Origin of the sequence: Streptosporangium sp. NPDC005286 (assembly GCF_040607515.1) — a bacterium.
In the GTDB taxonomy this organism is placed as follows: domain Bacteria; phylum Actinomycetota; class Actinomycetes; order Streptosporangiales; family Streptosporangiaceae; genus Streptosporangium.
Map to the genome: position 1 here is coordinate 103,122 of NZ_JBEXGU010000009.1, position 6,231 is coordinate 109,352.

Sequence of the window (6,231 nt, forward strand, 5' to 3'; positions counted from 1 at the left end):
TCCGGCGTTCGAACGCCGTCAAGTTGTCGTTCATCAAGCACCCCCCGTGCCGTGAATGTGCGGATGCCGGTCCCCTCGGCACCGGTCCGGCTCGCTTCCCCCGCAGGCCGGACTGAGTCAGCGTGGCCACTTGGCCACGGCCTCACCATTCGATGTGGGAACCATAACGGAGCGTGACGTTTGGCGTCCGGGTTCTTGGTGAAGCCATCAGGATGGTGACTCTACGTATATGGGCGAATCGGGATGAGGCCGCGCTACCGTAGCCCTGTGGTTACCGGTCAGCTGAATCTCCCGTTTGACCCCATCGAGCGTGCCGCGAAGACGTGGCGCGTTCACTTCGGGCCCTCCTCGGCCATGGCCGCCGTCACATCGATCATGAGAGCGCAGCAGATCCTGCTGTCGCAACTGGACACGCTGCTCAAACCGCATGACTTGACCTTCGCCAGATACGAGGCCCTGGTGCTGCTGACCTTCAGCAGGACCGGAGCGCTGCCGCTCTCCAGGATCGGTGAGCGTCTGATGGTCCATCCCACGAGCGTGACCAACACCGTGAGCCGCCTGGAAAGTGCCGGTCTGGTACGTCGCATGCCCAATCCCCGCGACGGCCGGGGGGTGCTCGCCGAGATCACCGACCGGGGGCGGGAGGTCGTCCGCGGAGCGACCGCCGACCTGATGGAGGCCGACTTCGCCATGCCCATGTACGGCGAGGATGAGCTGGAGCAGATGTTCGACCTCCTCAGAACCCTCCGCGTCGCCGCCGGCGACTTTTTTGCTGGCGACGCTAACGCGTCGCGGTGAGGCCGCGTGCCCACGGCGACGCTGGCGCGTCGCGGTTCGGCCGCGTGCCCACGGCGACGCTAACGCGTCGCGGTTCGGCCGCTCTTACCCGGCTCCTTCCCTCGTCGAGGAAGGTCGCTCGTTCCTCGCGACCTTCCTCTCCTCGGTCCAGTCCCCGGCGCGGCCTCACGGGTTGTCCCTTAGGGCATGAACACAGGCACGTCCCCGTGGGAGTCCTTGGGGGCGGGCTCGCTCTCGCCGAGAAGTAGTAGGACGTCCTAGTATTTGGGGGAGGCCACAAGCCGGGGGTAAGCCGCTGCCGTACAGGGGGTTGGCCATGGACGCTGAGCAGGTCGAGGCGGGGCGTGCGCGCTGGCAGGCGCGGTTCGACGGGGCTCGCAGGCGTGAGGCCGAGTTCCGCACCCTGTCCGGGCTCGACGTCGAGCCGGTCTACGGTCCGGACGGCGGTGACCCGCGGATGGAGCGCATCGGCTGGCCGGGGGAGTTCCCCTTCACCCGCGGTCTGCATCCCACCGGCTACCGGGGCAAGGCATGGACCATCCGGCAGTTCGCCGGGTTCGGCAACGCGCGGCAGACCAACGAGCGCTACAAGATGATCCTCGCCGCGGGCGGTGACGGGTTGAGCGTGGCCTTCGACATGCCCACGCTGATGGGCCACGACTCCGACGACCCGCGATCGCTCGGCGAGGTGGGCCACTGCGGCGTGGCGATCGACTCCGTGCTGGACATGGACCTGCTCTTCGAGGGCATCCCGCTCGGCGACATCACCACCTCGATGACGATCAGCGGTCCGGCCGTCCCGATCTTCTGCATGTACGTCGTCGCCGCCGAGCGGCAGGGGGTGCCGGTCACCAGGCTCAACGGCACCCTGCAGACCGACATCTTCAAGGAGTACATAGCGCAGAAGGAGTGGCTGTTCGCCCCCGAGCCGCATCTGCGGCTGATCGGCGACCTGATGGAGTTCTGCGCGGCGGAGGTGCCCGCGTACAAGCCGCTCAGCGTCTCCGGCTACCACATCCGCGAGGCCGGGGCCACGGCCGCCCAGGAGCTGGCCTTCACCCTGGCCGACGGGTTCGGCTACGTGGAGCTCGGCCTGTCGCGCGGCCTGGACATCGACGTCTTCGCCCCCGGCCTGTCCTTCTTCTTCGACGCGCACATCGACTTCTTCGAGGAGATCGCCAAGTTCAGGGCCGCCCGGCGGATCTGGGCGCGGTGGCTGCGCGACGTCTACGGGGCCAGCACGGAGAAGGCCCAGTGGCTGCGCTTCCACACCCAGACGGCGGGCGTGTCACTGACCGCGCAGCAGCCGTACAACAACGTGGTGCGTACCGCGGTCGAGGCGCTCGCGGCGGTGCTCGGCGGCACCAACTCGCTGCACACCAACGCGCTGGACGAGGTCCTCGCGCTGCCCTCCACGAGGGCGGCGGAGATCGCGCTCCGCACCCAGCAGGTGCTCATGGAGGAGACCGAGGTCGTCAACGTCGCCGACCCGCTCGGCGGATCCTGGTACGTGGAGGCGCTGACCGACCGGCTGGAGGCCGAGGCCGAGGCGATCTTCACGAGGATCCGGGAGATGGGCGCCGACGGCACGATGACCTCGGGCATCCTGCGCGGCATCGAGGACGGCTGGTTCATGTCCGAGATCGCCGAGGCGGCCTTCGACTACCAGCGCAAGCTGGAGAAGGGCGAGAAGAGGATCGTCGGGGTGAACTGCCACACGGCGTCCGTCGACGAGCCGCTGGAGATCCTCCGGGTGGGTCACGAGGTCGAGCGCGAGCAGCGCCGCGTCCTCGCCGAGCGCCGCGCCGCCCGTGACCAGGCGGCCGTGGACGCCGCCCTGGCCGTGATGAGGCGGGCGGCCAGGGCGGCGGGCAACATGATCCCCGCCATGCTCGACGCGGCCAGGGCCGAGGCCACGCTGGGTGAGATCTGCGACGTGTTGCGCGGTGAGTGGGGCGTCTACACCGAACCGGCGCGTTTCTAGTGAGGGCGCGTCGGGGCACCGGCCGGGATACGGCAGGATTGGAACCATGAGCCCAGCGGACTTCACTCGACCCGGATCGCTCTACGGCGCCGTCGATCTCGGCGCTCGCAAGCAGGCACTGGAGGCACAGGCGCGGCGGGAGAGCGCCGCACAGGAAACCGGCGGTGTTCCGGCGCCGGTCATCGATGTCGACGACGCCAACTTCGCGACCGAGGTCGTAGAACGCTCCATGAACAGCCTCGTGCTGCTGGAGCTCACCGTCACCCGCGCCGAGCAGGCCAAACAGTACAGCCTGCTGCTGGAGAAACTGGCCGCCGAGAACGCCGGCCGGTGGACCCTGGCCAGGGTCGACGTTGAGATCAACCAGCAGATCGCGCAGGCGCTACGGGTGCAGAACGTGCCCGCCCTGTACGCCATCTTCCAGGGACAGCCGGTGGCCGTGGTTCCGGGCATCGCCACCGAGCCACAGCTCCGTGACTGGCTGTCGCAGCTCATGGAGGCGCTGGCGCAGTATCTCCCGCCCCCCACCGAGGAGGGCGAGGAAAAGCAGGAGCAGCCGCAGGAGCCCCCGGTCGACCCGGACGTGCTCGCCGCCGAGCAGGCCGTCGACGCCGGCGACCTCGACGGCGCGGTGGCCGCGTACGAGCGGCTGCTGGCCCGCTCGCCGAACAACCAGGACGCGAAGCTGGGCCTGGCCGGGCTCGGCCTGATCCGCAGGACGCAGGACGTCGACCCGGCTGACCTGCAGAGCAGGCTGGCCGACCCCGCGGACATCGAGGCCCAGCTCCTGGCCGCCGACTTCGAGATGCTCTCCGGCGAGGTGGACAGGGCCTTCGACCGGCTCGTCGACGTGGTGCGCCGCACCTCGGGGGCCGAGCGGGACAGGGCCAGGGTGCACCTGCTCGGCCTGTTCGACACGCTCCCCGGAGACGACCCGTCCATCGCCAGGGCCCGCAGGAACCTGGCCAGCGCCCTGTTCTGAGCACCCCGCCTCCGAGTGCCCGGCCCGGCGGCCCGCCCGCCGCGGGGCGGGTGCCGCCCCGCGGAGCCGTCTTCGGTGACGAGCGTCACGATGGGCCGGGACGGGGTGTTTCGTGACCGCATCTACATGTGCGGGGATCGCCGCCCCCGGTGCGCACACTCCCCTGGTGATGGCACGATGGAGGCATCCCAACTTAAGTTAGTCGCAAAGGAGCGGATCGGCTGTGGCCACCGTGCCGAGTGTGTCGTACTCCATCACCGTGCGCCTGGAGGTGCCCGCCGGCGGCAAGGCCGTCAGCCAGCTCACCCACGCGGTAGAGTCCGCCGGGGGTGTGGTCACCGCGCTCGACGTGACCACGGCCGGGCATGAGACGCTGCGCATCGACGTCACCTGCGCCGCGCGTGACACCGATCACGCGCAGGCGATCGTCGACAAGCTGGAGGGCGTCGAGGGCGTCGTCATCCACAAGGTCTCCGACCGGACCTTCCTCATGCACCTCGGTGGAAAGATCGAGATGCGGTCGAAGGTGCCGCTGCGCAACCGGGACGAGCTCTCCATGGCGTACACGCCCGGTGTCGCCCGGGTCTCGATGGCCATCGCCCGCAACCCCGAGGACGCTCGCCGCCTGACCATCAAGCGCAACACCGTCGCCGTCGTCACCGACGGCTCGGCGGTGCTCGGCCTGGGCAACATCGGCCCGGCCGCCGGACTCCCCGTCATGGAGGGCAAGGCCGCGCTGTTCAAGCGGTTCGCCGACATCGACGCCTGGCCGATCTGCCTGGACACCCAGGACGTCGACGAGATCGTGCGGACCGTGCAGATCATCGCTCCCGGTTTCGGCGGCATCAACCTGGAGGACATCTCGGCGCCGCGCTGCTTCGAGGTGGAGCGGCGGCTGCGCGAGCTGCTGGACATCCCGGTCTTCCACGACGACCAGCACGGCACCGCGATCTGCGTGCTGGCCGCGCTCACCAACGCGCTGCGCGTGGTCGGCAAGGACCTGGGTGAGGTCCGCATCGCCCTCGCGGGCGCGGGCGCGGCGGGTACGGCGGTGCTGCGACTGCTGCTCGCGGCGGGCGCCCGCAACGTGGTCGTCTGCGACTACCTGGGCGCGGTGCACCGCGGGCGCCAGGACCTGGACGACTCGCTCCAGTGGATCGCCGACCACACCAACGCCGATGGCTACGCGGGCGACCTGCGCGGCGCGGTCAAGGGCGCCGACGTGTTCATCGGCGTGTCCGCGCCCGGCATCCTCAACGGCGACGACATCGCCACGATGGCCAAGGACGCCGTGGTCTTCGCGCTCGCCAACCCCGAGCCCGAGGTCTCGCCCGACATCGCTCGTGAGCACGCAGCCGTGGTCGCCACCGGCCGCTCCGACTATCCGAACCAGATCAACAACGTGCTGGCCTTCCCCGGCGTCTTCCGCGGCCTGCTCGACGCGCAGGCCACCGTGGTCAGCCAGGAGATGCTGCTGGCCGCGGCCAAGGCGCTGGCCGACGTGGTGACCACCGAGGAGCTCGGCCCCAACTACATCGTCCCCAGCGTGTTCCACCCGGACGTGTCGGGCGCCGTCGCGGCGGCCGTGCGCGAGTCGGCCGGCGGCCGTGCGCGTACGGGTATGACGGAGGCCTGAGGCCCGTCGTCGGGCCGTCGTCACCGTCCCGTTCCGCGATCTTCGCTCCATGGAGTTCCGTCCTGTGCGCGTCGCGTGACGAGCGCATGAGGTCCGGGTCATCAGAAGGGCGGGGGGAGCAGCGCGAAGGGGTGTTCACCCCTCATGATGGAGGTATGGCGGAGGCGATCTACGTCGGTGGGCTTCTGGTGGCCACCCCGCAGCTGGAGGATCCCAACTTCCGGCGCAGCGTGGTCCTGGTGCTGGAGCACGACCTCGATGGCGGCACCCTGGGCGTGGTGCTCAACAGACCGAGTGACATCTCGGTGACCCAGGTGCTGCCGACCTGGGACACCATGGTCACCGGCCCGTCCGTGCTGTTCCAGGGAGGCCCAGTGCAGACCGACAGCGCCTTGGCGCTGGCCGCGGTGCCGAGCGGGCAGGAGCCGCTCGGCTGGCGGCGGCTGCACGCGGGCACCGCGGCGGTCTCCAGGCTCGGCACCGTCGACCTCGACGCGCCGCCGGAGATCCTCGCCGGGGAGATCGCCCAGATGCGCATCTTCGCGGGGTACGCCGGATGGTCGGCCGGGCAGCTGGAGAGCGAGATCGGCGAGGGCGCCTGGTACGTCGTGGACTCGGAGCCCGGCGACACCTTCCACCACGATCCCGAGTCGCTCTGGCGGGCCGTGCTCCGCCGCCAGCGGGGCGAGCTGGCCTACGTGGCCACCTGCCCCGACGACCCGTCGATGAACTAGGTCCTGTCCTGCGGATCTTGCCGTGGCGAGGATCGGTCAGGTGGTGTCTCGCAAGGCGGAGGAGGGAGCCGCAGCGTGCTGCGGTGACCGACGACAA

5 protein-coding genes are annotated in these 6,231 nt (G+C 69.9%); all 5 read left to right on the forward strand.

Translation table 11 applies throughout. From position 1 onward, the window contains the following. Nucleotides 1-243: 243 nt before the first annotated feature. The 5 genes from ABZU75_RS05935 (at nt 244) to ABZU75_RS05955 (ending at nt 6,134) form a co-directional block, all read left to right on the forward strand. Nucleotides 244-798 (forward strand): MarR family transcriptional regulator, encoded by a 555-nt coding sequence (locus ABZU75_RS05935; RefSeq protein ID WP_355549953.1) that lies wholly within the window; start codon nt 244-246, stop codon nt 796-798. Between the two features lie 316 nt (nt 799-1,114). Next, complete coding sequence (locus ABZU75_RS05940) at nt 1,115-2,782, forward strand: methylmalonyl-CoA mutase family protein (protein WP_355549955.1); 1,668 nt, start codon at nt 1,115-1,117, stop codon at nt 2,780-2,782. Between the two features lie 46 nt (nt 2,783-2,828). Then, nucleotides 2,829-3,764 carry a tetratricopeptide repeat protein gene (locus ABZU75_RS05945; protein WP_355549957.1) on the forward strand — a complete coding sequence of 312 codons (936 nt, stop codon included), beginning with the start codon at nt 2,829-2,831 and terminating at the stop codon, nt 3,762-3,764. A 223-nt stretch (nt 3,765-3,987) separates the two neighbouring features. Further along, nucleotides 3,988-5,400 (forward strand): NAD-dependent malic enzyme, encoded by a 1,413-nt coding sequence (locus ABZU75_RS05950; RefSeq protein ID WP_355549959.1) that lies wholly within the window; start codon nt 3,988-3,990, stop codon nt 5,398-5,400. 155 nt (nt 5,401-5,555) lie between these two features. Next, nucleotides 5,556-6,134, forward strand: a complete 579-nt coding sequence (locus ABZU75_RS05955) for a YqgE/AlgH family protein (protein ID WP_343975538.1) — start codon at nt 5,556-5,558, stop codon at nt 6,132-6,134. Nucleotides 6,135-6,231 lie beyond the last annotated feature (97 nt).